A 25318-nucleotide genomic window follows, 5' to 3' on the forward strand; every position below is an offset into this window, starting at 1 on the left:
CGTCGATGTCTGCATCCTGAGACTACCAAGTGGGCTCGGACCGGCGTCGTTCCAGGCTGGTACCGTCATATCAAGAGAAGTGAAAGGGGGACGTCATGGACATCACGTCCTTCGCCTGGATCGCCTGGCTCGTCCTCATCCTGGTCTTCGTGATCATCGAAATGCTGACGCTCGACTTCGTCTTCCTGATGATCGCCGTCGGCAGCCTGGGAGGCCTCCTCTCCGGCTTGTTCGGAGCGCCCTGGTGGCTGCAGCTCATCATCGCGGCCGTCCTCTCGGTCGTCCTGATCTTCTTCATCCGCCCGCCGCTCCTCCACGCGCTGAAGCGCGGCGGCGACCCGGCGAAGAGCAACGTCGACCGGCTGATCGGAATGGGCGGCGTCGTCGTCTCGACCGTGAGCCGCACATCCGGCCTGGTCAAACTGCAGGTCGGCGAGACCTGGACCGCCCGCCTCGCCTCCCCCTCCGACTCTCCCCCGGAACTCGTTCCGGGCGAGCACGTCGTCGTCGTCTCGATCGAGGGGGCGACCGCCGTCGTGGCCCCCGCACCGGTCTCCGCAGGTACCGACGGCCTCAGCGAGAGGATCGTTCCGTGAACGACGCCACCCAGCTCATCGTCACCATCGTGGTGACGGTGATCATCCTGATCATCGTCATCTTCGTGCTGGTGACGCTGTTCCGATCGATCCGTATCATCCCGCAGGCGCGCGCCGGCGTGGTGGAGCGACTGGGCCGGTATCACAAGACCCTCAACCCGGGTCTGAACGTCGTGGTGCCGTTCATCGACAAGGTGCGGCCTCTCATCGACATGCGCGAGCAGGTGGTCTCCTTCCCGCCCCAGCCCGTCATCACCGAGGACAACCTGGTCGTCTCGATCGACACGGTCGTCTACTTCCAGGTGACGGATGCGCGTGCTGCCACGTACGAGATCGCCAACTACCTCGGCGCGGTCGAGCAGCTGACCACCACCACGCTGCGCAACGTGGTCGGCGGCCTCAACCTGGAGCAGGCGCTGACCAGCCGCGACAACATCAACGGCCAGCTCCGGCTCGTCCTCGACGAGGCGACCGGCAAGTGGGGCATCCGCGTCTCGCGGGTCGAGCTCAAGGCCATCGAGCCGCCCGTGTCCATCCAGGACTCGATGGAGAAGCAGATGCGCGCGGAGCGCGACCGGCGCGCGCTGATCCTGACCGCAGAGGGCACGAAGCAGTCCGAGATCCTCAACGCGGAAGGCTCTCGGCAGGCCGCGATCCTCCGGGCCGAGGGCGAGGCCAAGGCCGCGGTGCTTCGCGCCGACGGAGAGGCGAAGGCCATCGCGACCGTCTTCGGCGCCATCCACGAGGGCCAGCCCGACAACCTCCTGCTCGCCTACCAGTACCTGCAGACGCTGCCGAAGCTCGCCGATGGTGCGTCGAACAAGCTGTGGATCATCCCGAGCGAGCTCACCGAGGCCCTCAAGGGCCTCGGATCGGCGTTCGGTCCGGCCGGCGCCGCTGCTGCGGCTGCGGCAGCGGCGACCGCGGCGGGTGGCACAGCGGCGACCGCCCCGGGTGGCACAGGGGCGACCGCCCCGGGTGGCACAGCGGCGACCGCCGCCGACACAGGGTCGGCCACTCCCGCGTCGTGACGTTCCTCGACGGCCCGCGGCCGCGCATCTTCGCGCACCGCGGGCTGGCCCTGGACGCGCCCGAGAACACGCTCCTGGCCTTCCTGCGGGCGTTGTCGGCGGGTGCGACGCACCTCGAGACGGACATCCACGCCACCGCCGACGGTGTGGCCGTCATCGCGCACGATCCTGACCTGACGCGCGTCGTCGCCCGGGAAGCTCCGCTGTCCCAGTTGACGATGGCCGAGCTCCGTCGCATCGACCTCGGCCACGGCCAGGGGTTCTGTTCGCTGGCGGACGCTCTCGACGCGTTCCCACAGGCGCGGTTCAACATCGACGTGAAAGACGGCCGGGCGGCTGCCCCTGCCGTGCAGGCGATCCGCGCGGCACGCGCCGCCGACCGCGTCCTCATCACCAGTTTCTCGACGGCACGCCGCACCGCCGTCACGGAGGAGCTGCCCGGGGTGGCCTCCTCCCCCGCCGTCCCGGAATTCGTCCCCGTCCTCGTCGGCGCGAAGCTCGGTCTGCAGCCGCTCGTCCGGCGCTCGCTCCGCGGGTTCGCCGCCGTGCAGATCCCGGAGCGTCGCGGGCCGGTGCGGATCGTCACCCGCCGGACGGTGGACCGCATCCACGCCGCCGGCAGCGAGGTGCACGTCTGGACCGTGAACGACCCCGAGGCGATGACGCGGCTGCTCGACCTGGGGGTCGACGCGATCGTCACCGACCGCTGCGACCTGCTCGCCACTCTGGTCCGCTCCCGGCGCTGATCCGCACCGTGGCGCGCCGCCACTCTGTGACTCCACTGGGAGAAAGGCTGCGCCGGAAAGAGAATCCCCAGCTTGACGGTTTATAACTGTGAGGATTCGCGCGCACAGAGGAGAACCACACAATGGCAGATCGCAGCTTGCGCGGAATGAGACTCGGCGCTCAAAGCCTACAGAGCGAAGAAGGCGTCGTCTACTCTCCGCGTTCCCGTTACACATACCTGTGCCCCGTCTGCGGCAAGGACACCGAAGTGGTGTTCTCGGCCGAGGCAGAGGCCCCCGACACCTGGGAGTGCAAGCACTGCGGCCAGGAGGCGCGCCTGCTCATCGGCGACACTCCCGTCGAAGTCGACCACTCCGACGTCAAGACTCCGCGCAGCCACTGGGACATGCTGCTGGAGCGTCGCTCGCGCGCCGAGCTGGAGGAGCTCCTGGAGGAGCGCCTGCAGTACCTGCGGGCCCGTCGCGGCACCAGCGAGCGCAAGCACAGCGCCTGATCGCCATTCGGGCCGAGGCCGTTCTCACCGCACCGGTGGGAGCGGCCTTCTCGCGTCTCCTGGCGCATTCCGGCGGCCGAGGGCCGCAGCGAGCAGGCCGAACAGCCCGAGCCCGGCGACCAGGAACTCGATCCCGCGGCTGAGCAGGGTGGCCGGCGTGGTCGTCGTCCCGAGCGGCACATTCGCGACCATGTGACCGGGCTTGAACGGGGCGATCGAGCTGATCGTGCTCCCGTCCGGTCCGATGATCTGGCTGCTGCCGACGGTCGAGATATTGACCAGCGACCGGCCCGACTCGATCGCCCGCAGCCGCGCGATCGCCAGCTGCTGCTGGTTCTCGTCCGTCTCGCCGAAGTCGGCGTTGTTGGTCTGCGCCAGGATGACCTGCGCTCCCCCGCGCATCATGTCGGTCAGGAGCTGGTCGTCGACGATGTCGAAGCAGATCGAGATGCCCGCGCGCACGCCACCGACGTCCATCACGTTGTCACGCGTCCCCGGCGTGTAGTCACGGCCGATGAGGTCGATCAGGCTCGGCGCGAAGGGGCGCCAGAAGGACCGGTCCGGGACGTACTCGCCGAACGGCACCGGGTGCTTCTTGTCGTAGTAGTCGACGGCGCCCTTTCCAGCCTCCCACTGCAGCGACGTGTTGTAGAGCTTGTCGTCCCGCTGCGTGATCGTCCCGACGATGAAGGGGGCGCCGAACAGCCGGCTCAGCGAGTCGAGCGCACCGGCGGTCTCCGGGTCCCTGGTCGGGTCGGGCAGCGCCGCCCCCTCCGGCCAGACCACCATGTCGACCGTGTTGGCGCCCGTCCGCTGTGCGCGCGGGATCCGCAGCGTCTCGGTGTACTGGGTGTCGAAGACGGCTCCCTCCGGGGCGTTGTCGAAGTACCCGGCGGGACCGTTTCCCTGCACGGCTGCGATCCGCGTGGTCCCGTGCGTCGTCGCCGGCCAGGCCGGGATGGCGAGGACCAGCGCGACGGCGGTGGCGCCCAGGAGCGCACGCGACGCTGCGCGGACGTCGATGGCGAACGGGAGCTCGACGAGGAGCGCCACCAGCCATACCATGACGAAGCCGACCCCGGAGATGCCGAACCAGGCCACGAGCGGCGCGAGCGGACTCGTCGACTGCGACTCGGCGACGCGGCCCCAGGAGAAGCCGCCGTACGGCCAGGTGCCTGTGATGAACTCCCGCAGCACCCAGAGCCCGGCGAGGACCACCGGGAGCAGCCCGAGGCGTCCGAGCAGCGTCGGGAACGCCCGCGGAACCCACCGGTAGGCGAGAGTGAGCAGGATGCCCCCGACGCCCCAGAACAGGGACTCCAGCGTCGAGAGGGCGATCCACGGTACGGGGCCGAGGTACAGCGCGGTCCAGGCGATGTGGACAAGGTAGAACGACTCCCCCGCGATGAAGCCGACGAGGAACGCCGAGCCCGCGCGCCGGCCCCGCTGGGCCAGCAGCACCATGGCGATGCCGACGAAGGTCAACGGCCAGACGTCGGAGGCCGGGAAGCCCGCATCGAGCACCGGTCCGGCGCCGGCGGCGACCAGCACCGCGAGCCACAGCGGCAGCGGGGCTCTGGGGGGGATGCGCACGAAGGGAGAGCCTAAAGCATCCGCGTGTGGACGCCGCTCAGGATGCCCTCCGTGCCGTCAAGCGCGCCCACTTGCTTCCCCCGATTCGTGACGAATCTGCCTTTTGGCGCCTCCGGAGCCCCGATTCGTCACGAATCTGCCTTCGGCTTCTGCGCCCAGATTCGTCACGAATGTGCGCTATTGAGCTCGCGGAGCCCCGATTCGTCACGAATCTCGGCCCGGCCCACGGACTGCGCCGGCCCCGCACCTGGCGATACGGCGGCGCTAGGCGACGGACGAGTACGCGACGATGCCGCGGCGGATCGACTCCAGTGCCTGCCGGGCGACCCGGCCGACGTTGCCCTGTGCGACGAGCGACAGCTGGTCGAGCAGGTCGATCGTCTGCTTGGTCCAGCGGACGAAGTCACCGGCGGCCATGTCGGCCTCGGAGAGCACCGCATCCAGCCCCTGGCCTCGGGACCACATCCACATCGCGAGGGAGATCGCGGTCGACGGCGGCTCGCTCCCGGGGAGGCGGTGGTCCTGCTCGAGGTCGTCGAGCCGGCTCCACAGTTCCACGGTCTTCTCCAGCGCCGGGCGGAAGGCGCCGCGCGGGAGGGTGCGCTCGCTGGCGAGCCCCTCGTCGCGCCGCGGCTCGAAGACGAGGGCGCACGCCATTGCGGCGAGGCCGGGAGCGTCCAGATCCTTCCAGACATTGCGACGCAGGCACTCCGCGACGAGCAGGTCCCGCTCGCCGTAGATCCGCTTGAGCGTGCGGCCGTGCACCGTGAGGGCGGTCTCGCCCTCCTCGTCGGCGAGGTAGCCGAGTTCGAGCAGCACGTCCGAGACGCGGTCGAACACCTTCGCGACCGCGCCCGTGCGCGACTGGATCTGCGACCGCAGCTTGTCGGTGTCGCGCTTCAGCTTCCACCAGCGCTCCGCCCAGCGCGCGTGCTGCTCCCGCTCGGTGCAGCGGTGGCACGGGTGGTCCTTCATCCGCTTGCGGAGCGCGGCGAGCTGACGCTGCCGCTTCTCGCGGTCGCTGTTGGAGGCGGTCTCCATCCGGGAGCCCTTGCGCTCGAGGTCGGTCAGCTCGCGGCGGATCGCGAAGTACTCCCTGAAGTCGCCGAGGTGGCACGTCATGGCCTCCTCGTACCCGGCCAGAGACTGCTCCTGCTGCATGGCCTTGCGGGCGAGGTCGACCACGGCGCGGTCGGCCTGGAACTGCGCGAACGACGACTCCAGGATCTCGCGCGTCCGCGTGCGCCCGAACTGGTCGATCAGGTTGACCGCCATGTTGTACGTCGGGCGGAAGCTCGAATTCAGCGGATAGCTGCGGCGGGAGGCCAGGGATGCCACGGACTGCGGGTCCAGTCCGTCCTCCCACTGGATCACCGAGTGCCCCTCCACGTCGATGCCACGACGCCCGGCCCGCCCGGTCAGCTGGGTGTACTCCCCCGGCGTGATCGGCACGCGCGCCTCGCCGTTGAACTTCTCCAACTTCTCGAGCACCACCGTGCGTGCCGGCATGTTGATGCCCAGCGCGAGCGTCTCGGTCGCGAAGACCGCCTTCACCAGCTTGCGGCGGAACAGCTCCTCCACGACCTCCTTGAAGGCGGGCAGCAGCCCCGCATGGTGAGCGGCGACGCCGCGCTCCAGCCCTTCCAGCCACTCCCAGTAGCCCAGCACCGCGAGGTCCTCGTCGAGGAGGGTGCGGCAGCGCTCCTCCACGATGTTCCGGATCTCGTCGCGCTCGGCTTTGTCGGTCAGCCGCACACCGGCACGAAGCACCTGCTTCACCGCCGCATCGCAGCCGTTGCGGCTGAAGATGAAGAAGATGGCAGGCAGGAGGTTGCGGTCGTCGAGCAGGCCGACCAGCTCGGCGCGGTTCATCCGGAAGCCGTCTGGCCGGCCTCCCTTGGAGTGGTAGCGCCCGACATCCTTCATCTGCCGGCTGCTCAGCACCCGCCCGCCGTAGCGGGCCATCTGCACCAGCTCCGGATTCACCCGGTTGGTCGCCGCCAGCCCCGACGAGTCGAAGAGGTCGATCAGCTTGGAGCGCATCAGGATGTGCTGCTCCAGCGGCACCGGCCGCTCCTCCGACACCACGACGTCCGTGTCTCCCCGAACGGCCTGCAGCCAGTCGCCGAACTCCTCGGCGTTCGAGACGGTGGCGCTCAGGGACACCATCCGCACCTCCGACGGGAGGTGGATGATGACCTCCTCCCACACGGCGCCGCGGAACCGGTCGGCGAGGTAGTGCACCTCGTCCATGACGACGTACGCGAGGTCGGTCAGGAGGTCGGAGTCGGCGTAGAGCATGTTCCGCAGCACCTCGGTCGTCATGACGACGATCCGCGCACGCGAGTTGATGTTCGTGTCGCCGGTGAGCAGGCCGACCGACTCCGGCCCGTACGCCTCGACGAACTCCTGGAACTTCTGGTTGCTCAGCGCCTTCATCGGCGTGGTGTAGAAGACTTTCGCGTTGGCCTCCCGCATCGCCAGGAAGACGGCGAATTCCGCAACGATCGTCTTGCCCGCGCCGGTCGGTGCGGCGACCAGGACGCTGCGGCCGCGCTCCAGCGACGCACACGCCTCGCGCTGGAACGGGTCCAGGTCGAAGCGGAGGCCCTCACGGAAGGTCTCGAGCAGAGGTTGGCGGGCCCGGTCGCGCGAGGCGGCGTAGCGCTCCGCCGGCGAGAGCGTCTGGTCGGTCACCGGTCCAGCCTATGCCCGCACCTGGACACCGCCGGCGGGCTTGCACAACATGCGGGTTGCGTTCAGGCGGCGAGCTCGGCCTCGATGCGCAGCTGGTTCTTCACAGCACGGCGGTCGTGGAGCCAGGCGACCCCGTACGCAGCGAAGTAGAGGGCGACCATCGGGATCGCCAGCAGGAACATCGAGAGCACATCGGCGGCCGGCGTCGCGATCGCCGTGAACAGCGCGATGAGGATGAGCGCCCAGCGCCAGGAGGCGATGATCGACTTCGCGCTCAGCACCCCGACGAAGTTGAGCAGCACCAGGAAAACCGGCAGGACGAAGGCGATCCCGACCGCGATGACCAGCTTGAGGATGAAGTCGAAGTACGTCTTGGCGCCGATGATGGCCGAGTCGGCCTCCGGGGCGAAACTGGTCAGGAGGCTGACGATGTGCGGGACCAGCAGCCAGCCGCACACTCCCCCGGCGATGAACAGCGGCACGGCGGTGAAGAAGAAGCCGAAGCCGTACTTCTTCTCCTTCCGGGTCATGGCCGGGACGAAGAACGCCCAGATCTGATAGAGCCAGACCGGGCTGGAGATGATGGCGCCGATGGTGATCGCGACCTGCATCTTCAGGTCGAACGCGCCGGTGATGCTGTCGTAGTTCAGCATCGCCTCACGGCCCTGGTCTTGAGCGATGGCGGTGATCGGTCCGCGCATCGCGTTCATCACGTAGTCGCTGAGGAACCAGCCGATGACGGAGCCGATCAGGAGGGCCAGAGCCGCTCGGTAGAGGCGTTTGCGAAGCTCGACGAAGTGCTCGGCGAGCGTCATCCGGCCTTCGCGGTTCGTGCCTCGCTTCGTGGAGGCCACCGGTCTAGGACTTCGGCTTGGATTCGGTCGTGGGATCGACCGGGGTGACCGTCGGCGTCGTGGCCGGTTTCGGCGTTGCGGCGTTCTGGGCCGTTCCGTCGGCCTGCTGGTCGGACTTGCCGTCCTTCTTCAGCTCGTCGACCTCGCCCTTGAAGATCCGCATCGACTGGCCGATGCTCTTGGCGAGGGCCGGAAGCTTCGGCGCACCGAAGAGCAGCAGGATCACGGCGAGGATGATGAGCAGATGCCATCCGGTCAGTCCTGCGAACATGAGATCAGGTCCTTCTCAAAAGGTGGGCGAAGCGAGTGGGCACCGTCGACGGGTCCACATCGACCAGTAGTCTACCGCGCCTGACCCGCGCGTCCCTGCGAGCTTGCCGCGCGAACGCCCGCTCGGTCAGGTGCTGCTCCCGTTGCGCCCGCAGTTCGTGGGCGTCGGCGAGCACCGCAGGCTCGAAGCGCTCGTGGAGCTCGTCGGCGCGGCGCGACAACACCTCCGCCTTCTCCATCAGAGCCGCCGCCTCACGCCCGGCGGCGGCCACCTTGCGGAACAGCCACCACGCGAAGAAGGCGAGCATGCCGAGAAGACCGAGCACGAGCACGGTCCAGATCAGCAGCCACGACCACCAGGGCATGCCGACAGCCTAGCCGCCCCGGCCTCCGGCGGGCGGGAGTCAGCGGTAGCGCTCGACGCCGGCGCGCGCCCAGCCGGCGACGACCTGCCGCGCCTCGGGAGGGTCGAGCACGGTCAGCACGCCGGAGAGCCCGGCGACCAGACGCTTCAGCCCGTGGAAGTGCGCGACGCGGACGCTCGTCCGGATGACGCCGTCGCGCTCGGCGCGCTCAGCACCCTCGGGGATGTAGTCCTCGATCAGCGGGATCGCGGACGCCGAGACCTCCACGGTCACCAGCTGGTCCTCCGGCGTGCCCGTGAACAGCGTCTCAGGCAGCTTGACGTCGCCCGGACGGTACGTGATCGGCTCTTCCGTCGCGACGAGGTCGTCGATCCGGTCCAGCCGGAAGGTGCGGATGGCCGTGCGCAGGTGATCCCAGCCGCGCAGGTACCAGTCCTGGTCGACGGACTCGATGCGCAGCGGGTCGACCCGCCTACGTTCGCGCTCCCCGCGCGAGCTCAGGTAGTCGAACTCCACCTGGACGCCGGCGATGACGGCGTCGCGGATCGTGGCGAGCGCCTCGTCGGTCTCCGAGCGCGCAACGGCCAGCTGGCTGGGCGCCGCCGACGCGCCGCGGGCGAGCTTGGCGGTCAGCGAGCCGATCGCATCCCGGTCGGCGTTCTCCGGCAGAGCCGTCAGGTACTGCAGCCCCGCGATCAGGGCCGCGGCCTCTCGGGCGGAGAACCGCGGGGAGTCGTCGATGGCCACCTGGTGGGTGAGGACGATCTGGTCGTTCTCCTCGAAGTCGTCCCAGGCGATGTCGAACAGGTCGCCGGGCTGGTAGGCGTTCGTCTCCCCAGGGATGCCGGACACGGCGATCAGCCGTACGGCGTCGCGCAGCTGCTCCTGCTCGATGCCGAAGTGCTCCGCCGCCTCGGCCACGCTCACCCGGTCGCGATCCATCAGGTACGGCACCAGGGCGAGCAGAAAGGCGAGCTTGTCCTGCGCCTGCATCGGCTTGCGACGCTCAGCCATCGGTCCCCTCCTCTGCCGCGCCGGCATCGCCCTGCCCAGGAGTGCCGCTGTGACCGCGGGCGCTGCTGTGCGCCGCGAGTGTGGCCTCCAACCGCTGGAGCACCTGCTCGCGGAGTTCCTGCGGGGCGATCACCAGCACTTCCGGACCGAACGACGCCAGCTGGTCGGCGAGGATGTTGATGTCGGAGAAGTTGACGGTCAGGCGGAGGGGCTCGCCGTCGGCACCCATGGGGACCGCGTCTCCGTAGCGCTTGCCGAGACGGGTCGCCGCGTCCGTGCCCGCCGTGACCTCGATCTCGGCGACGTTCGACTCCCAGATCCGCTCCAGCTCGAGCAGCGCGCGCTCGGCGAACGCCTCGCCCTCGACGCGGTACTGCTCCGGGTCGAAAGAACGGGAGGTGAGCTTCACCGGCCCGACGATCCGCGAGAGCAGGAAGGTCCGGGACCCCTGAGCGCCGTGGTCGATGCCCTGCAGGTGCCACCGGCCCTGGTGCTGCACCAGCGCGAGCGGAGCGACGGTGCGCTGCCGGGAGGTGCTCTCGCCCGGCTTGAGGTACGGGAACTGGACGATCACGTGCCGCTCGAGCGCCAGGCTCAGCGGCTCGAAGGCCGCCTCGCGCACGCGCAGGCGCGGGGCGTAGCCGACCACCGGGTCGTCGGCCTCGACGCCGAGCGACCGGAGCTTCATCAGTGCCCGGCGGGACTCGCCGGACAGCGAGCCCTCGCGCCAGACGGCGGCGGCGAGCCCGAGCAGCGTCAGCTCCTCCGGCGAGAAGCTGACATCGGCTGGAAGGTCGTATGCCCCTTTGGGAATGCGATAGCGCAGCAGCTGATTGTTGCCGGACGCCTCCGGGGATTCGACCGTCTCCAACGGGACGCCGAGCTCACGGATGTCGTCTTTGTCGCGCTCGAACTGACGCTCCAGGCTGCTGTTGTCGCCGTGCGGCTCGTACCGTTGCCGGTAGCCCTGCACCGTCGAGAGGATCTCGCTCTTGGTCAGGCCGTTCTCGGTCGCGAGCAAGGCCAGCACGAGACTGAACAGACGCTCCTCGACCGGGACGCGCGCGGGCGAGACGGGAGAACGGGACACCCGTCCATCCTAGTCCGAGGCTTAGCGGACTCCCAGGATGTCGACGACCCAGGCGGCCGCGGGCACCTGGCCCTCGGTGGGCGCCTCGATGACCACCTGCGAACCGACCTTCTTGCCGACGAGCTGGTCGAGCACGCCCTGTGGAAGCGCCTGGTTCAGCTGGCTCTGACCGGACTTGATGGACACCAGGTCGGGCGAGCCGGACTGCCAGCTGGAGTAGACGACGTTCTTGTTCTCCCAGCCGACCGCCGTGTAATGGAGGATCGCGATCGAGTCCTTCTTCACGGTCGCGCCGTCACCGGCTTTCAGCTCCTCGGTGCGCACCGACTTCGGCGCGGAACCGGAGGACGGGATGGTGATGCCGGGCTGACCGGTCGGCGCCAGCACCACGGTCGGGAAGCCCGACTGCGACGGACGCACCTCGCCGTTAGCCTGCGAGAGGTAGGCCTTCAGGATGTCGACGACGATGATGCCGGAGCTGGTCGCTCCGGTGCCTCCAGCGTCCTTCGGCGAGATGACGACGGCGACGCGCGAGCCGACGGGCGCGCACTGCAGCCCCTTGCTCAGGGATTCGTTGCCGGAGCCCAGAGCCAGCGGGTAGGTGTCGCCGCTGCCGTAGGAGGTCTGCTGGACCTCGCCGGTCGCTCCGTCGAGGATCGTGTACTGGATCTCGACGACCTGGCCGCGGTGGACCTGCTCACCCGTGCCCTCGGTGATGATGCTGCGCTCCGACTTCGTCGTGTCCAGCGGTGTCGGCACCGTGATCTTCGGCTTGGAGCCGATCTTGCCCGTCGCCTCGACGAGCTGCGACGCCTTGCCGGAGGGCAGCGCCGTTCCGCAGTCCGCATTCGGATTCGAGGAGCATCCGGTGAGGGCGACGGCCACCAGAGCGGCGGCGGCCACGATCGCGGACGTTCTTCCGATGGTCACTCTGCGCACGGGTTCTCTTTCGATCGGGGCTGGAACGGCGAATTCATGCTACTCGACGCCGGCTGTGTCCTCGTCCGCGTCGCGGGCCTTGGCGAGGTCGGCACTGGCGGAGGCTTCGCGCATCCGCTTGCGGAGGCTCTTGGGGCTCGACTCGCGCTCCCCCAGCGCTCCGGGCGTCCAAGCCTCGACGTCCGCGTCCGAGTAGTCGGACTTCGACGGACGGCGCTTCAGCTCGGGGAGCACGGTGCCCGGCGCCAGACGGCGCGCCGTGATCAGGAAGCCGGTGTGCGCGATCATGCGGTGATCCGGCCGGACCGCCAGCCCCTCCACGTGCCAGCCGCGCACCATGGTCTCGCTCGACTGCGGGTGCGTGTAGTGGCCGGAGGCGCGGATCGCCTCGGCGACGCGGGAGAGCTGCGTGACCGTCGCCACGTAGCAGATCACGACGCCGCCCGGCTTGAGGGCGTCCGTGACCACGTCCAGCGTCTCCCACGGGGCGAGCATGTCGAGGACGACGCGGTCCACCGTGCCCGGCTCGACCGCGGAGGGCAGCGCATCCTGCAGGTCGCCGACCGTCAGGGTCCAGTTCTGCGGGTCGTCGCCGAGGAACGTCGCCGCGTTGCCGCGGGCGACATCGGCGAACTCGTCACGCCGCTCGAACGAGAACAGGTGCCCCTCCGGACCGATGGCGCGGAGCAGCCAGAGCGACAGCGCGCCGGAGCCGACCCCGGCCTCCACCACCGTCGCGCCGGGGAAGATGTCGGCCAGCGCCAGGATCTGCGCGGCGTCCTTCGGGTAGACGATCGCCGCACCGCGCGGCATCGACATCACGAAGTCGGTGAGCAGCGGACGGAGCGCCAGGTGCTCGACGCCGGCGTTGTTGGCGACGACGGAGCCGTCCGGGAGGCCGATGATCGCGTCGTGCTCCAGGACACCGCGGTGACTGTGGAACAGCTTGCCCGGTTCGAGCGTGATGGTGTTCATGCGGCCCTTCGGGCCGGTCAGCTGCACGCGGTCGCCTGCGCGGAAGGGGCCGGAGCTGCGGCGCGTCTCGTTCATCGGGCGGTCGCCTCTCGACGTGCGGCGACGACGGCGATCAGGTCGTCGGCCGTTCGGCCCTCCAGCGACTCCCAGAGGGTGTGCTGGTCCGACTCCGGGAGCGGGACGATGTGCGGGACGCCGATGGTCGCCGCCCCGGACGACACGGCGGAAGCGAGCCCGACCAGCGAGTCCTCGATCGCGACGGCGTCGGTGATCTCGACGCCGAGCAGCCGTGCGGCCCGCAGGTACGGCTCGGGGGCCGGCTTCGGCTCCTCCACCTCATCTCCGCTCACGATGACGTCGAACCCGTCGAACGGGATGTGCGCGACGATCTGCTCGGCCATCCGGCGCACCGACATGGTGACCAGTGCCGTGGGGATGCCGCGCTCGCGCACGGACCGCAGGAGTTCTTTCGCCCCGGGGCGCCACGGGACGCCCTGCTCGTCCAGCTTCTGCTGCACGCGGTCGGTCAACCAGTGCACGATCTCGTCGGCCTCCATCGCCACGCCGCGCGAGCGGAGGATCTCGGCCGAGTTCCACAGGCCGAGTCCCACGAGCAGCAACCCGTCGTCGTGACTCCAGGTTCCGCCGAACGATCCGACGAGCTCCTGCTCGGACGCCATCCAGTACGGCTCGGTGTCGACGAGGGTGCCGTCCATGTCCCACAGCACAGCGGCGGGCAGCCGGGCCTCGTCGTGGTCGAGAGGGGGCTGTTCGGGGGCGGTCTGTTCGCTGCGGGGAGAAGACGCGGTCACAACGGGCAAGTCTATCGGGAGAGGCCCGGGCCTATCCTTGAGGGATGGCGCCCCGACCGGACGCCGGGAAGGACGAGGGACGACTTCGTGACTGACGGACAGAACATCCTCGGAGGCCGCATCCTCGTGGTGGCGTTCGAAGGCTGGAACGACGCCGGCGAGGCCGCCAGCGGCGCGGTGAAGACGCTCAAGGAGCAGTTGGACGTCGTCCCCCTCGCCGAGGTCGACCCGGAGCTCTACTTCGACTTCCAGTTCAACCGGCCCGTCGTGACCGACGACGACGGCCGCCGACGCCTGATCTGGCCGTCCGCGGTCGTGTACGGTCCATCGCTGCCCGGCCGCGTCCCAGAAGACCTGGCGGGCGACGCCGAGCTGACGGTGACCGGCGACAACGCGGGCAACATCTTCCTGCTGCTCGGCACCGAGCCGTCCCGCAGCTGGCGCAGCTTCACCGCCGAGATCATGGATGTGGCGCTCGCCGCCGACATCGGCGCGGTGGTGTTCCTCGGCGCCATGCTCGCCGACGTGCCGCACACGCGGCCGATCTCCGTCTTCGCCTCCAGCGACAACGCGGCGGTGCGTGCCGAGCTGGGCCTCGAGCGGTCGACGTACGAGGGGCCGGTCGGCATCCTCAGCGCTCTGGCCGAAGGGGCCGAAGACGTCGGCATCCCGACCATCATGATCTGGGCGTCCGTCCCCCACTACGTGCACAACGCTCCCAGCCCGAAAGCCGTGCTCGCGCTCATCGACAAGCTGGAGGAGCTCGTCGACGTGACCATCCCGCGCGGGACCCTCGTCGACGAAGCCGCCGCCTGGGAGGCCGGGATCGACGCTCTGGCGTCCGACGACGAAGAGATGGCCTCCTACATCCAGCAGCTGGAGCAGGCGCGCGACACCGTCGACTCGCCGGAGGCGAGCGGCGAGGCGATCGCGCAGGAGTTCGAGCGCTACCTCCGCCGCCGCGGCGACGGCCGCGACGGCGGCACCGCCGGCCGCGCGCCGGACGACCCGCGCCGCGGCTGACGCGACCCCGCCGCGCGAACGAGTGGTCCCGACACGCCGCTACGGCAGGGACCGTGACGGCATGTCGGGACGAGCAGATGGCGTCAGAGGCGGATGCCGAGCAGCGCATCGATCGCCGCCGGGACGACGGACGTGACGGCCGTGGGCCGTCCGGCCGCCCACTGGTCGACCGAGCGCAGGGCGGACGGCGTGTCCAGGTCGTTGCGGACGGCTGCGCGGAGGCGCGCGACCAGCGCTGCCTCCTCGAGCGCGGCGTCGGCATCCACCGACTCGACGAGCTCTGACGTCGCCTCCCGCCACGCACTCAGACGCAGCTCCGCCTCCTCCAGCGCGTCGTCGAACCACTCCCAGTCGCTGCGGTAGTGGTGCGCGAGCAGCGAGAGTCGGATCGCCTGCGGGTCCGCGCCACCCTCCCGCAGGCGGGAGACGAGCACCAGGTTGCCGAGCGACTTGCTCATCTTCTCGCCGTCGTAAGCGACCATTCCGGCGTGGCTGTAGACCTTCGCGAGCGGATGCCCGCTGAGCGCCGCGGCGTGGCCCGCGCTCAGCTCGTGGTGCGGGAAGACCAGGTCGGACCCTCCACCCTGGACCGTGAAGTCGCGCCCCAGGTGCATCAGCGCGATGACCGAGCACTCGATGTGCCATCCCGGCCGCCCCTCCCCCGCCTCGGACGCCCAGCTCGGCTCGCCGGGGCGCGGCGCACGCCACAGCATCGGGTCCAGCGGATCCCGTTTGCCGGGGCGGTCAGGGTCGCCACCGCGCTCGGCGGACAGCGCCAGCATGGTGCCCCGGTCGAGTCCGCTCTCTTCTCCGAGCAGCCACGGCGCGGCCTCCTGAGCGGCGGCCACATCGAAGTACACGTCCTCATCGACGCGGTACGCCAGCTCGCGGTCGAGCAGGATGCGCGTCGCACGACCGATCTGCTCGATCACCTCGGTCACGGCGACGTAGTCGTCCGGAGGGAGGATGCGCAGCGACGCCATGTCGTGGCGGAACACCTCGACCTGCTCGTCGGCCAGCACCCGCCAGTCGACACCGGTCGCTGCGGCCCGCTCGAGCAGCGGGTCGTCGACGTCGGTGATGTTCTGCGCGTAGTGGACGCGGTACCCGGCGTCCCGCCACACGCGCTGCAGAGTGTCGAACGCCAGGTAGGTCGCCGCATGCCCCAGATGGGTCGCGTCGTACGGCGTGATCCCGCAGACGTAGAGGCGGGCGACGTCGTCGGGACGCGCCTCCACCAGCTGCTGCGTGGCCGTGTCGAACAGCAGCGGCAGCTTCTCGGCGGAGTCGTGCGGCAGTGCGATCCGCGGAACCTCGACAGCCTCCCAGGCGCGCATCCCTCGAGCTCCTCGCGCTTCTTACGCCTGGAGGACGCCCGTGGCCAGCAGCACCATCAGCAAGATGCCCAGGGCGATGCGGTAGATCACGAACGGCAGGAAGCTCCGGCGGGAGATGTAGCCCATGAAGAACGCGATCACCAGGAGGCCGACCACGAAGGCGACGACGGTGGCCGCCGCCGTCTCGAGCGGTCCGAACACCTCCGGCGTGCAGGTGCCGGCGCTCGCGAGCGCCTGCGTGCACGGCTCCTTGACCGCCTTGTAGAGCTGGTAGAAGCCGCTCCCGAACACAGCGGGGAGCGCGAGCAGGAACGAGTAGCGTGCGGCCGCGCGGCGCTGGTAGCCCATGAACAGTCCGGCGGTAATGGTGCCGCCCGAGCGGGAGACGCCCGGGATCAGCGCCAGCGACTGCGCGAGGCCGAAGATGATCCCGTCGACCCAGGTCAGTTCGCGCAGCCGCTTCGTCTTCGCGCCCACCCGGTCGGCGATGCCGAGCAGGATGCCGAACACGATGAGCGTCGTGGCCACGATCCACAGGGAGCGGAACACGGTCTCGATCTGATTCTGGAAGAACAGCCCGAGGACCACGATCGGGATGCTGCCCACGATGATGAGCCAGCCCATCCGGGCGTCCGGGTCGTTGCGCGGGATACGTCCGAAGAGCGCACGGAACCACTGGGCGACGATCCGGGCGATGTCGCGCCAGAAGTAGAGAAGAACTGCCGCCTCTGTGCCGAGCTGGATGATCGCAGTGAAGCGGGCACCGGGGTCCGCTCCCGTCCCGAGCAGCTCGCCGACGATGCGGATGTGGGCCGACGAGGAGATCGGGAGGAACTCCGTGAGCCCCTGCACGAGGCCGAGGATCAGCGCGTTGATGAAGTCCAAGGGTGTGAGTCCTGATTCGAGAGGGTCGGCTCAGTACGAGCGCAACAGGTCGCGGAGCACGGTCCTCCCGAACACTAGCGCGTCGAGCGGGACCCGCTCGTCGACGCCGTGGAACATGCCGGGGAAATCGAGGTCGGCCGGGAGCCGCAGCGGGGCGAAGCCGTAGCCGGTGATGCCGAGCCTGCTGAGCGCCTTATTGTCGGTGCCGCCGGAGAGGAGGTACGGGAGCACGGGCGCCTCGGGATCGTGGCGCTGCAGCGTCCCGGTGATCGCGTCGACGAGCCCCCCGCCGAACTCCGCCTCCAGGCCGATGTCGCGGTGCATCACCTCGATCTCGACGTCGTCGCCGATCAGCTCGCGGACGCGGGCGAGCACCTCGTCCTCCTGACCGGGAAGCGTCCGGATGTCGATCAGCGCCTCCGCCGTGTCGGGGATGACGTTGTGCTTGTAGCCCGCCTCCAGCAGCGTCGGGTTCGTCGTGGTGCGGAGGGTGGCGAGGATGAAACCGGCCGCTGTCCCCGTGCGGATGACCACCTCGTCCGGGCCGATGCGCTGCGGGTCGACGTCGAGAAGCCGGCCGAGCTCTCCGATCAGGCGGGAGGTCGTGGCGGTCAGCTGGACCGGCCAGTCCTCGCGGCCGAGGGCGACAACGGCCTCCGCCAGCCTGGTGATGGCGTTCTCGCGGATGAGCCGTGAACCGTGAGCCGCGCGCCCGCGGGCGATCAGCTTGATCCAGACCAGGGACTTCTCACCGGTCTGCAGCAGGTAGGCGCGACGACCGGCGAGATCGATGGAGTAGCCTCCCACCTCGCTGATCGCCTCCGTGGCGCCGTCGAACAGCTCGGGGTGCGCGTCGACGAGGTGGTGCGACCCGCGCCGACCGCCGTCCTCCTCGTCGGCGAAGAAGGCGACGACGAGGTCGCGCTCAGGCCTCTCCCCCGCCGACAGGATGTCGCCGAGCGCGGTGAGGATCATCGCGTCCATGTTCTTCATGTCGACCGCACCGCGGCCCCAGAGCAGGCCGTCTTTGATCTCGCCGCCGAACGGGTCGACCGTCCAGTTGCGCGGGTCGGCGGGCACCACATCGAGGTGGCCGTGGACGACGAGCCCCGGCTTCGTGCGGTCGGCTCCCTCGACCCGTGCGACGACGCTGACCCGGCCGGGATCGGACTCGAACGACTGGGGCGCCAGCCCGAGCTCCGCGAGCTTCGCCTCCACGTACCCGGCAGCGTCGGCCTCCCCGTTGGAGCGCCCCTCGCCGTAGTTCGTGGTGTCGAAACGAATGAGGTCCCTGGCGATGATCGCGGTCTCGTCGAGTGCGGCCTCGGAGGCTCGGAGTTCGTCGGTCATCCCATAACGCTACCCGGCCCCGACGACGCCCGCGCCGCCACGCCCGGGGTGAGTGGACGAGTGCTGCCGGCGGGGAAAACCATGCTAATGTCTTTCTTCGGCAGCCGGACGAGTCCGGGTGCCTGCCACCTCTCCCGGTGGCGCACACCCGTCCGGGTGGCGGAAATGGCAGACGCGCTAGCTTGAGGTGCTAGTGCCCGTATAGGGCGTGGGGGTTCAAGTCCCCCCTCGGACACAACTCGAAGGCCCCGGTCGCTGCGACCGGGGTCTTCCGCGTTCGCCCAGCCGGACTATGGTGTCGCTGTGCCCCGCAGGAAACGGTCCTCCTCGAGCCTCTTCACGGTTCTGCTCGCCTTCGCCGCCAACATCCTGGTCGCCCTCGCCAAGACGGTGGCCGCAGCACTGACCGGTTCCGCCTCCCTCGTCGCCGAGGCGGCGCACTCCTGGGCCGACGCCGGGAACGAGATCTTCCTCATCCAGGCCGAGCGCTCGGCGGCGAAACCGCGGGATGCCGCACATCCGGGAGGCTATGGCCGCGAGTCCTACGTCTGGAGCCTCTTCGCCGCCGTGGGGCTGTTCACGGCGGGCGCGGTCGTCTCGATCATGCACGGTGTCTCGGCCCTCTCCTCCGACGAGAAGGACAGCGACTACCTCGTCGGATACATCGTGCTCGCGGCCGCGGCCGTCTTCGAAGGGATCTCGTTCCTGCAGTCGTACCGCCAGGCGCACGCCAAGGCGACCTCGAGCGGCACGGGCACGCTCGAGCACGTACTGCGGACCTCCAACCCCACTCTGCGCGCCGTCTTCGCGGAGGACTCGGCGGCCCTGGTGGGGCTGGTCATCGCCTTCCTCGGGCTGCTGCTGCACCAGCTGACCGGCAACGCCTTCTGGGATGCGCTCGGCTCGATCCTCGTCGGCGTCCTGCTTGCGGTCGTCGCCGTCGTCCTGATCGACCGGAACCGGCGGTTCCTGCTGGGCGAGCCCGGGTCGGACCGCGCCTGGCAGATCGCCCTCGCCACTCTGCTGCAGCACCCGGAAGTCGAGAAGGTGACCTACCTGCACATCGAGTACGTCGGCCCGGAGCAGTTCTACCTCGTGGCCGCGGTCGACCTGCACGGGAACGACCGCGAGTCCGATGTCGCTGCGGACCTCGAACAGATCGAGGCCGAGCTGGAGCGGTCGTCCTGGATCACCGAGGCCGTGCTGACACTCTCGCGTCCCGGCGCTGCGTCGCTCATCCCGGACGCGGCACCCACACCGTCCTGATTGCGGCCATTGGGGACAGACTCTGACCGCTTCGACGAGACAATGGATCCATGGCAAGCACCGGATCCCGAGCGCTGCAGCTCCTCTCGCTGCTCCAGACCAACCGCTACTGGCCCGGGCAGGAGCTCGCGCAACGCCTCGGCGTGTCCGCGCGCACCCTCCGTCGCGACGTGGAGCGCCTGCGCGACCTCGGCTATCCCGTCGACGCGACGCGCGGCGTCGCCGGCGGCTATCAGCTGGCCGCCGGCGCGTCCCTCCCCCCACTCGTCGTGGACGACGACGAAGCGGTCGCCCTGGCGGTCGGGCTGCGGACGGCCGCCCAGAGCGGCATCGCCGGCGTCGACGAGGCCTCCGTCCGCGCACTGGCAAAAATCGTGCAGGTCATGCCTCCCCGGCTACGGCGTCGCGTGGATGCGCTCCGCACGACCACCCTTTCGACCGCGCTCGGCCCGGCGCCGTCCACCGACCCCGGGATCCTGACGACGCTGGCCCAGGCGTGCAGGGACGAGGTCCGTATCGAATTCGCCTACGTGGCGCGCGACGGGCAGACCTCCGCCCGGGCGGTGGAGCCTCACCGGCTGGTCTCCATCGAGCGCCGCTGGTACCTGGTCGCCTACGACCTCACCCGGTTCGACTGGCGCAGCTTCCGCCTCGACCGCATCGCCGAGCCGCGGCCGACCGGCACACGTTTCCGCCCCCGCGTCCTCCCGGCGGAGGACGCTGCCGAGTACGTCCGCGAGTCGCTGCACAGCCACGTCGAGCCGACCGTGGTGGAGGCGATCGTCGAGGCGGCGCACGATCGCGTCGTCGAGGTGCTGGGCCGCTGGTCGACCGTCGAGGAGACGAACCAGGGCGTCTGCTCGGTCAGAATCACCGCCGACAGTGCTGAATGGGCCCTGTTCGGCCTCGCGTCGCTCGACGCGCCGTTCCGGATCATCGGGCCGGAGGAGGCGGTCCACGCCGCAGCCGACTGGGGGCGGCGCTTCACCCGGTCCGCGACCGCGATGGCGATCGAGGAGCGACCGTGAGCATCGGAACCCCCGCTCGTCTGACGGAGCGCTCACCGGACGGCCCGCTCGTCGGCGGCCCGCTCATCTAAACTGGACGGGATGACGACCGCAGCACGCACCCCGAGCCCCGCCGACATCAAGAGGTGGCGACGCTACCTGGCCGACGAACGCGCGGAGGCCTCCGTCTACCGCGACCTCGCCAGCCGCCGCGACGGCGAGGAGCGCGAGATCCTGCTCGCCCTCGCCGAGGCCGAAGGCCGCCACGAGCAGCACTGGGTCGAGCTGCTCGGCGAACAGGCCGGCCGACCGCTTCGTGGGGACGTGCGCACGCGGATGCTCGGCTGGCTGGCGCGGCGCTTCGGCTCCGTCTTCGTGCTCGCCCTCGCGCAGCGGGCGGAGGCCCGCTCACCCTATGCGTCCGACAGCGACGCGACGCCGCAGATGGCGGCAGACGAGCAGGTGCACGAGGAGGTCGTCCGCGCCCTCGCGTCCCGGGGGCGGCAGCGACTGTCCGGCACCTTCCGCGCCGCCGTCTTCGGGGCGAACGACGGCCTGGTCAGCAACCTCGCTCTCGTGCTCGGAGTCAGCGCGAGCGGTGTGGCGACGCACGTCGTCCTCCTGACCGGCATCTCCGGGCTCCTCGCCGGCGCCCTCTCGATGGGCGCGGGCGAGTACGTCAGCGTGCGGTCGCAGCGCGAACTGCTGGAGGCGTCGAGCCCGAACCCGGCGACCGGGTCGGCCCTCCCGCATCTCGACGTCGATGCGAACGAGCTGACCCTGGTCTACCGCGCACGAGGGATGGCGCCGGACGAAGCGGCCGGCCACGCCCGCGAGGTGCTCTCCAGCCTGCAGCCCGTGACCTCCCCCATCCCGCTTCCGGCGATGGACGTCGAGGACGAGCACGAGGCGATCGGGACAGGATGGAACGCCGCGCTCTCGAGCTTCTGCTTCTTCGCCTCGGGCGCGCTCATCCCGATCCTGCCGTTCCTGTTCGGCCTGACCGGGACCGCGGCGATCGTCGTCTCGGCGCTGCTCGTCGGCATCGTGCTCCTGGGCACGGGTGCCGTCGTCGGTCTGCTCTCCGGCGCGTCGCCGCTCCGGCGGGCGGTCCGGCAGCTGCTGATCGGCTACGGAGCGGCGGCCGCCACCTACGTGCTCGGACTGCTGTTCGGCGCGACGGTCGGCTGACGCCGCACCGCCCCCGGCCTCATCTGCGGCGGCCGGCGTCCGTGCCGTACGTGACCGCCCCCACCAGCGGGATGAGCAGGAACCAGAGCCAGCTGTACTGGTAGCCCCACACCATCCCGGTGATGAAGAAGAGGATCAGCGACACGAACGGGATGATGGAGACGGCGAGCAGTCCCCAGCGGCTCGACGGCTCGCGGCTCGACGGCTCGCGGCTGGAGGGTTCGCGGTAGCTGGAGCCGTTGCCTCCCGGCTGTGCGGTGTAGGGCTGCTGCGGCGCGGGGTGCGGGTCGAGCTGAAGGCCTCCCGGGAGATCCGCGAAGAGCGGAGCGAGGTCGCCGCGGGTCACCGCCGAGCGGGCCGACGCGGAACGCGTCTGCACCTCCACGTCGGTCAGCCTGCCCTGGGCGGCGTGCGCCTGGAGCGCCGCCACCGCCCGCTCGCGCTCATCGTTGCTGAGGCGCAGCGACGCGCCCGACGGGTCCGTGATGTCGGCCATGACGTCAGTATGCCAGCGAACATGCGGGTGCGCCGAGAGGCGGACCTCTATGCCCGGCTTTGCCTTCGTGACCACGCCCGCTTCGTCAGAGTGCGGCCCCGATCGAGTCCTCAGAGATGAAGAGAGATCGCCGGCCACGCGGCAGACAAGGAGCGCTTCATGTCACGTCTGAGGCACCGTTCTCGGATAGTCGGCGCCCACGCCCTGGTCGTCCTCCTGGTCAGCTCCGTGACAGCCGGTACCGCCGTGGCCGCCTGGGCGTCGCCGCACGTTCGGTCGAGCGCGGCGACGACGGAACGCAGCGCGAGCCCGCCGACGTCCGCGGTGACGACCACGGGCGTGAACCGCGCGAACGGCTCGACAGCACCAACGGACGGCGTCCCCGGGAAGGCGCTCTCGGGCGACACACTCGACTGGGTCACGGACTATGAGAACCGCACGGGTGCCGGCGCTGCCGTCGCCGTCATGGATGACATCAGCAGGGCCGGCTCGTACGTTCCCGGGTCGTTGCGGTTGCCTCCATCGGCGGATCCGCTCGGCGCAGTCGCACCGCAGTTCACCACAGGTGCCGGCTGGACGACGGGTGCGCCGCCGGCAGACTCGACGGGCATCGGTTTCACCGCCTCCGCCCTCCCGTCGGGAACCGCGCAGCTGTCGGGCACATTCACACTGCCGGCAGCCGACCCGATCACCATGAAGGGCGCCGACTCCTACGATGTCGTCGTCCGAGACCATCTGGTGTACGCCGTTGCGCATCACAGCACCGGTGAAGTGGTGTACTGCGGCCGGCTGGACGGGACGACCTGTCCCGGCTGGCCCGCGGGGAGCAACGCTCAAGGGTGGTCGGCCGCGGTCGGGACTCCGATCGGCAGCGGCCCGTTCTTCGCCGGGAAGACCGCACTCCAAGCCGGTCCCTGGCTGATGGGCGACCGCTTGTACTGGCACACCGGTGCGATCACCAACGTCAGCTCGGGGATGGCGTGCCTCGACCTCTCGACAACGCCGCCCGTCAGCTGCGGCTACTGGGACCGCACCGGCCCGGTGGTGGACAACAACGGCTATGGCGCCCAGATCAGCGGCACCGGGCTGCCGACAGCGAACGGCAACGTCTATGCCGCGGTGGTCAGCCGCGGCCAGGCGGCCCTCATCTGCACAACCCCCGCCGCCGCGATCTGCCCAGGGGTCACCCTCTACGGCAGCGGAGTGACGACCAACGCCGTCTATATGACCGCCACCTACGGCGATCACGTCTTCGCCAGCGTCCAGCTGACCGCGGCGAGCGCCTGGCAGACCTTCTGTTTCGACTCCTCGTCGTCCACCCTGTGCCAGGGGTCGTGGCCACTCACCACATCCCCCGCATCGTTCAAGGCGGGAAACACCTTCGCGCCGCTGCTCTCGACGACGGGGCGGCTGACCGGCGTGTGCACCATCACGTACGGTGGCGGTTCTTCCTCGGGGTGCTGGAGTCTCGGCGGAGTCGCGGTACCGGAGAACCCGTACGCCGGCACAGGCGCCGACTACAACACAGGAAGCATCGGCACCGGCGACGTGTTCGTGTCCGGCACGAAGGTCTACCCGTCGCGAGGAGACGAGGTGATGTGCAGGGATTTCGGAGAATACTCGGGCTTCGGTCCCGTCCCCGCCTGCGACGGCTTCACGACGGTGAGGAACGGGAGGAACTACACCGTCCGCGACGCGGCGGACATCGCACCGAACTGCCTGGTCGCGGCCGGCGATGCCGGTGAGGTGACGTTCTTCGACGCGACGACGGGCCGTACGTGCACCGGACCGTCGGAGCCGCAGACCGTCGCCGTGGACCCCTCTCAGTACTACTGCGGCAGCGGCGCCTCTGCGATGACGGGATGGGATGCGCTCTCCGTGACGGGCGCAGACGCGGCCGCGTACGCGAGCTTCACCATCACTCTCCGGGATCAGAACGACGACATCATCCCCGGATTCGACGGCATCACCGTGGACGCCGGAGCGAGAGCGTCCCTGACATCGGTGCCGGTCACCGTCACGTCGATGACGGCGACGGTGGTCCTCACCGGGGTGAGCGATTCCTCTGCGATCGCCCGGGGCCGGATCAGAATCGACTGGGCCGGGGCTCCCGTTCAGATGTGCTTCCAGACGACGGCGCCGCCCGCGTGCGATGCTGTGACACTCTCCAACTCCGCAGTCGCCGTGACGACGCCGACCACGGGCGGTAGACCGGGAATCAGCAGGTCGGGTGTCGCCTCCTTCATCGCGCAGTCGGACGAGTCCCGGTGTTCATTGACGATGAAGAAGTCGGCATCACGCAGATCGGTGGTACCTGGCGACACCATCGAGTACACGATCACGATCGAGAACACCGGCTCGGCGCCGTACGGCAGCGCGTCGTTCGTTGACGATCTCAGCGAGGTCCTCTCCTCCACCGACTTCGGCGCCGATCAGCGCGCCTCGATCGGAGCGCTCACCTACTCGGCGCCCGTCCTGTCCTGGTCGGGGAGTTTGGAGCCAGGAGGTGTGGCGACGATCACCTATTCCGTGACGGTGAAGAGTCCGGCCGGTGATGCTCGCGTGATCGCGAACACGATCGTGTCGCACTCCCCCGGCGCGAACTGCCCGCCGATGACCGGGTTTCCGTGCACGGTGGAAGTCCGCCTCCGCGCAGCAGAGGTGCTGTGGCGCAAGGTCGATGCCAGCCCGGCGGCCAACGTCCTCGCCGGATCCGAGTGGTCGCTGACCCGGGTAGACGCCTCCGGCAGGGCCGTTGGCCCCGTGACCTCCTTCGTCGATTGCACTGCCGGCTCGTCGACCTCGTGCGCGGGCCTCGACATCGACCCGATGCCCGGGGAGTTCCGAGTGGCCGGCGTCGCCCCTGGCACATATCACCTGACTGAGACCAGGGCGCCCGCCGGATTCCTCGTCGTCTCCGCACCCCACGCCGTCACCGTCGAGCAGGAATCGACGACAGTCAGGCTGCCGGATGTCGTCAACAGACAGGCGCCCGTTCCGGCTTTGCCGTTCACCGGCGGCGTCAGTGCCGAAATCCTGACCGTCACTGGACGCGGTCTCCTCGCGGCGGCCCTCGGGCTCGCCGGATGGCTGCTCGCCCGACACCCCCTACCCGGCCGTCGGAGGCGCCGGGGAGCGACGACGACCCGCTAAGTGTTCGTTGCTGTCATTAGTGCGGCGTTGTCGTGCAGAACACGTCCCTCGTTCGTCCTCATTTATGGGGACATTCCGCTCCCCGGGAATTGTCTCGCGTGCGCGTAAGGACGAAGGAGAACTGATTGTGAATC

The 25318-nt window shown here is 69.6% G+C and carries 23 protein-coding genes and 1 tRNA gene; 10 read left to right on the forward strand and 14 right to left on the reverse strand.

The window, feature by feature from the left end; genetic code table 11:
• Positions 1-95: 95 nt before the first annotated feature.
• From SB754_RS07725 to SB754_RS07740, 4 genes are all read left to right on the forward strand, one after another.
• The gene (locus tag SB754_RS07725) at positions 96-596 is read left to right on the forward strand and encodes an NfeD family protein (RefSeq protein ID WP_410781751.1); all 501 of its coding nucleotides are present in this window, start codon (positions 96-98) and stop codon (positions 594-596) included.
• Positions 593-1627 (forward strand): SPFH domain-containing protein, encoded by a 1035-nt coding sequence (locus SB754_RS07730; RefSeq protein ID WP_410781752.1) that lies wholly within the window; start codon positions 593-595, stop codon positions 1625-1627. Before SB754_RS07725 ends, SB754_RS07730 begins: the two co-directional genes overlap by 4 nt.
• A complete protein-coding gene (locus tag SB754_RS07735; protein WP_410781753.1) occupies positions 1624-2373 on the forward strand; it encodes a glycerophosphodiester phosphodiesterase family protein in 750 nt (249 codons plus the stop codon). The genes SB754_RS07730 and SB754_RS07735 overlap by 4 nt, the downstream gene beginning before the upstream one ends.
• A 122-nt stretch (positions 2374-2495) precedes the next feature.
• A complete protein-coding gene (locus SB754_RS07740; protein WP_410781754.1) occupies positions 2496-2867 on the forward strand; it encodes an RNA polymerase-binding protein RbpA in 372 nt (123 codons plus the stop codon).
• 24 nt (positions 2868-2891) lie between these two features.
• Here SB754_RS07740 and lnt read toward each other — a convergent pair whose 3' ends face one another.
• The 10 genes from lnt to SB754_RS07790 all read right to left on the reverse strand — a co-directional run bounded on the left by lnt (position 2892) and on the right by SB754_RS07790 (position 13476).
• Positions 2892-4460, reverse strand: a complete 1569-nt coding sequence (gene lnt, locus SB754_RS07745; RefSeq protein ID WP_410781755.1) for an apolipoprotein N-acyltransferase — start codon at positions 4458-4460, stop codon at positions 2892-2894.
• Positions 4461-4724: 264 nt separating this feature from the next.
• On the reverse strand, positions 4725-7157 hold the full coding sequence (locus SB754_RS07750) for a DEAD/DEAH box helicase (RefSeq protein WP_410781756.1): 2433 nt from the start codon (positions 7155-7157) through the stop codon (positions 4725-4727).
• A gap of 62 nt (positions 7158-7219) precedes the next feature.
• Positions 7220-7972 (reverse strand): twin-arginine translocase subunit TatC, encoded by a 753-nt coding sequence (tatC, locus tag SB754_RS07755; protein WP_410783283.1) that lies wholly within the window; start codon positions 7970-7972, stop codon positions 7220-7222.
• A 43-nt stretch (positions 7973-8015) separates the two neighbouring features.
• Positions 8016-8282, reverse strand: coding sequence for a Sec-independent protein translocase subunit TatA (tatA, locus tag SB754_RS07760; RefSeq protein WP_410781757.1), 267 nt, complete (start codon positions 8280-8282; stop codon positions 8016-8018).
• Positions 8283-8286: 4 nt separating this feature from the next.
• Positions 8287-8646, reverse strand: coding sequence for a hypothetical protein (locus SB754_RS07765; RefSeq protein ID WP_410781758.1), 360 nt, complete (start codon positions 8644-8646; stop codon positions 8287-8289).
• 39 nt (positions 8647-8685) lie between these two features.
• A complete protein-coding gene (locus tag SB754_RS07770; protein ID WP_410781759.1) occupies positions 8686-9660 on the reverse strand; it encodes a helix-turn-helix transcriptional regulator in 975 nt (324 codons plus the stop codon).
• Complete coding sequence (locus SB754_RS07775) at positions 9653-10750, reverse strand: helix-turn-helix transcriptional regulator (RefSeq protein WP_410781760.1); 1098 nt, start codon at positions 10748-10750, stop codon at positions 9653-9655. The genes SB754_RS07770 and SB754_RS07775 overlap by 8 nt, the downstream gene beginning before the upstream one ends.
• A 21-nt stretch (positions 10751-10771) precedes the next feature.
• Entirely contained in the window at positions 10772-11689 is a 918-nt protein-coding gene (locus SB754_RS07780; protein WP_410781761.1) for an FKBP-type peptidyl-prolyl cis-trans isomerase, read from the reverse strand.
• A gap of 39 nt (positions 11690-11728) precedes the next feature.
• Positions 11729-12739 (reverse strand): tRNA (adenine-N1)-methyltransferase, encoded by a 1011-nt coding sequence (locus tag SB754_RS07785; RefSeq protein WP_410781762.1) that lies wholly within the window; start codon positions 12737-12739, stop codon positions 11729-11731.
• On the reverse strand, positions 12736-13476 hold the full coding sequence (locus tag SB754_RS07790; RefSeq protein ID WP_410781763.1) for an HAD family hydrolase: 741 nt from the start codon (positions 13474-13476) through the stop codon (positions 12736-12738). The genes SB754_RS07785 and SB754_RS07790 overlap by 4 nt, the downstream gene beginning before the upstream one ends.
• 87 nt (positions 13477-13563) lie before the next feature.
• Between SB754_RS07790 and SB754_RS07795 the strand changes: the two genes are divergently transcribed.
• A complete protein-coding gene (locus SB754_RS07795) occupies positions 13564-14499 on the forward strand; it encodes a proteasome assembly chaperone family protein (RefSeq protein WP_410781764.1) in 936 nt (311 codons plus the stop codon).
• 83 nt (positions 14500-14582) lie between these two features.
• Here the strand turns inward: SB754_RS07795 and mshC are convergent, their stop codons facing one another.
• From mshC to SB754_RS07810, 3 genes are read right to left on the reverse strand one after another with little or no spacing between them, the layout of a single operon-like run.
• A complete protein-coding gene (gene mshC, locus SB754_RS07800) occupies positions 14583-15836 on the reverse strand; it encodes a cysteine--1-D-myo-inosityl 2-amino-2-deoxy-alpha-D-glucopyranoside ligase (RefSeq protein WP_410781765.1) in 1254 nt (417 codons plus the stop codon).
• A gap of 21 nt (positions 15837-15857) precedes the next feature.
• On the reverse strand, positions 15858-16721 hold the full coding sequence (locus tag SB754_RS07805) for an undecaprenyl-diphosphate phosphatase (RefSeq protein WP_410781766.1): 864 nt from the start codon (positions 16719-16721) through the stop codon (positions 15858-15860).
• Positions 16722-16751: 30 nt separating this feature from the next.
• Positions 16752-18071 (reverse strand): M20/M25/M40 family metallo-hydrolase, encoded by a 1320-nt coding sequence (locus SB754_RS07810; protein WP_410781767.1) that lies wholly within the window; start codon positions 18069-18071, stop codon positions 16752-16754.
• A 150-nt stretch (positions 18072-18221) separates the two neighbouring features.
• Here SB754_RS07810 and SB754_RS07815 point away from each other — a divergent pair.
• From SB754_RS07815 to SB754_RS07830, 4 genes are all read left to right on the forward strand, one after another.
• A tRNA-Leu gene (locus SB754_RS07815) sits at positions 18222-18306 on the forward strand.
• A 68-nt stretch (positions 18307-18374) separates the two neighbouring features.
• Complete coding sequence (locus SB754_RS07820; RefSeq protein WP_410781768.1) at positions 18375-19337, forward strand: cation diffusion facilitator family transporter; 963 nt, start codon at positions 18375-18377, stop codon at positions 19335-19337.
• A gap of 50 nt (positions 19338-19387) precedes the next feature.
• Positions 19388-20365, forward strand: coding sequence for a helix-turn-helix transcriptional regulator (locus SB754_RS07825; RefSeq protein ID WP_410781769.1), 978 nt, complete (start codon positions 19388-19390; stop codon positions 20363-20365).
• A gap of 81 nt (positions 20366-20446) precedes the next feature.
• The gene (locus SB754_RS07830; protein WP_410781770.1) at positions 20447-21535 is read left to right on the forward strand and encodes a VIT1/CCC1 transporter family protein; all 1089 of its coding nucleotides are present in this window, start codon (positions 20447-20449) and stop codon (positions 21533-21535) included.
• Between the two features lie 19 nt (positions 21536-21554).
• Here the strand turns inward: SB754_RS07830 and SB754_RS07835 are convergent, their stop codons facing one another.
• Positions 21555-22031, reverse strand: a complete 477-nt coding sequence (locus SB754_RS07835; RefSeq protein ID WP_410781771.1) for a DUF1707 domain-containing protein — start codon at positions 22029-22031, stop codon at positions 21555-21557.
• A 159-nt stretch (positions 22032-22190) separates the two neighbouring features.
• Between SB754_RS07835 and SB754_RS07840 the strand changes: the two genes are divergently transcribed.
• A complete protein-coding gene (locus tag SB754_RS07840; protein ID WP_410781772.1) occupies positions 22191-25184 on the forward strand; it encodes a SpaA isopeptide-forming pilin-related protein in 2994 nt (997 codons plus the stop codon).
• The last annotated feature ends 134 nt before the right edge of the window (positions 25185-25318 follow it).

Source organism: Leifsonia sp. SIMBA_070 (assembly GCF_046534635.1).
In the GTDB taxonomy this organism is placed as follows: Bacteria; Actinomycetota; Actinomycetes; order Actinomycetales; family Microbacteriaceae; genus Leifsonia.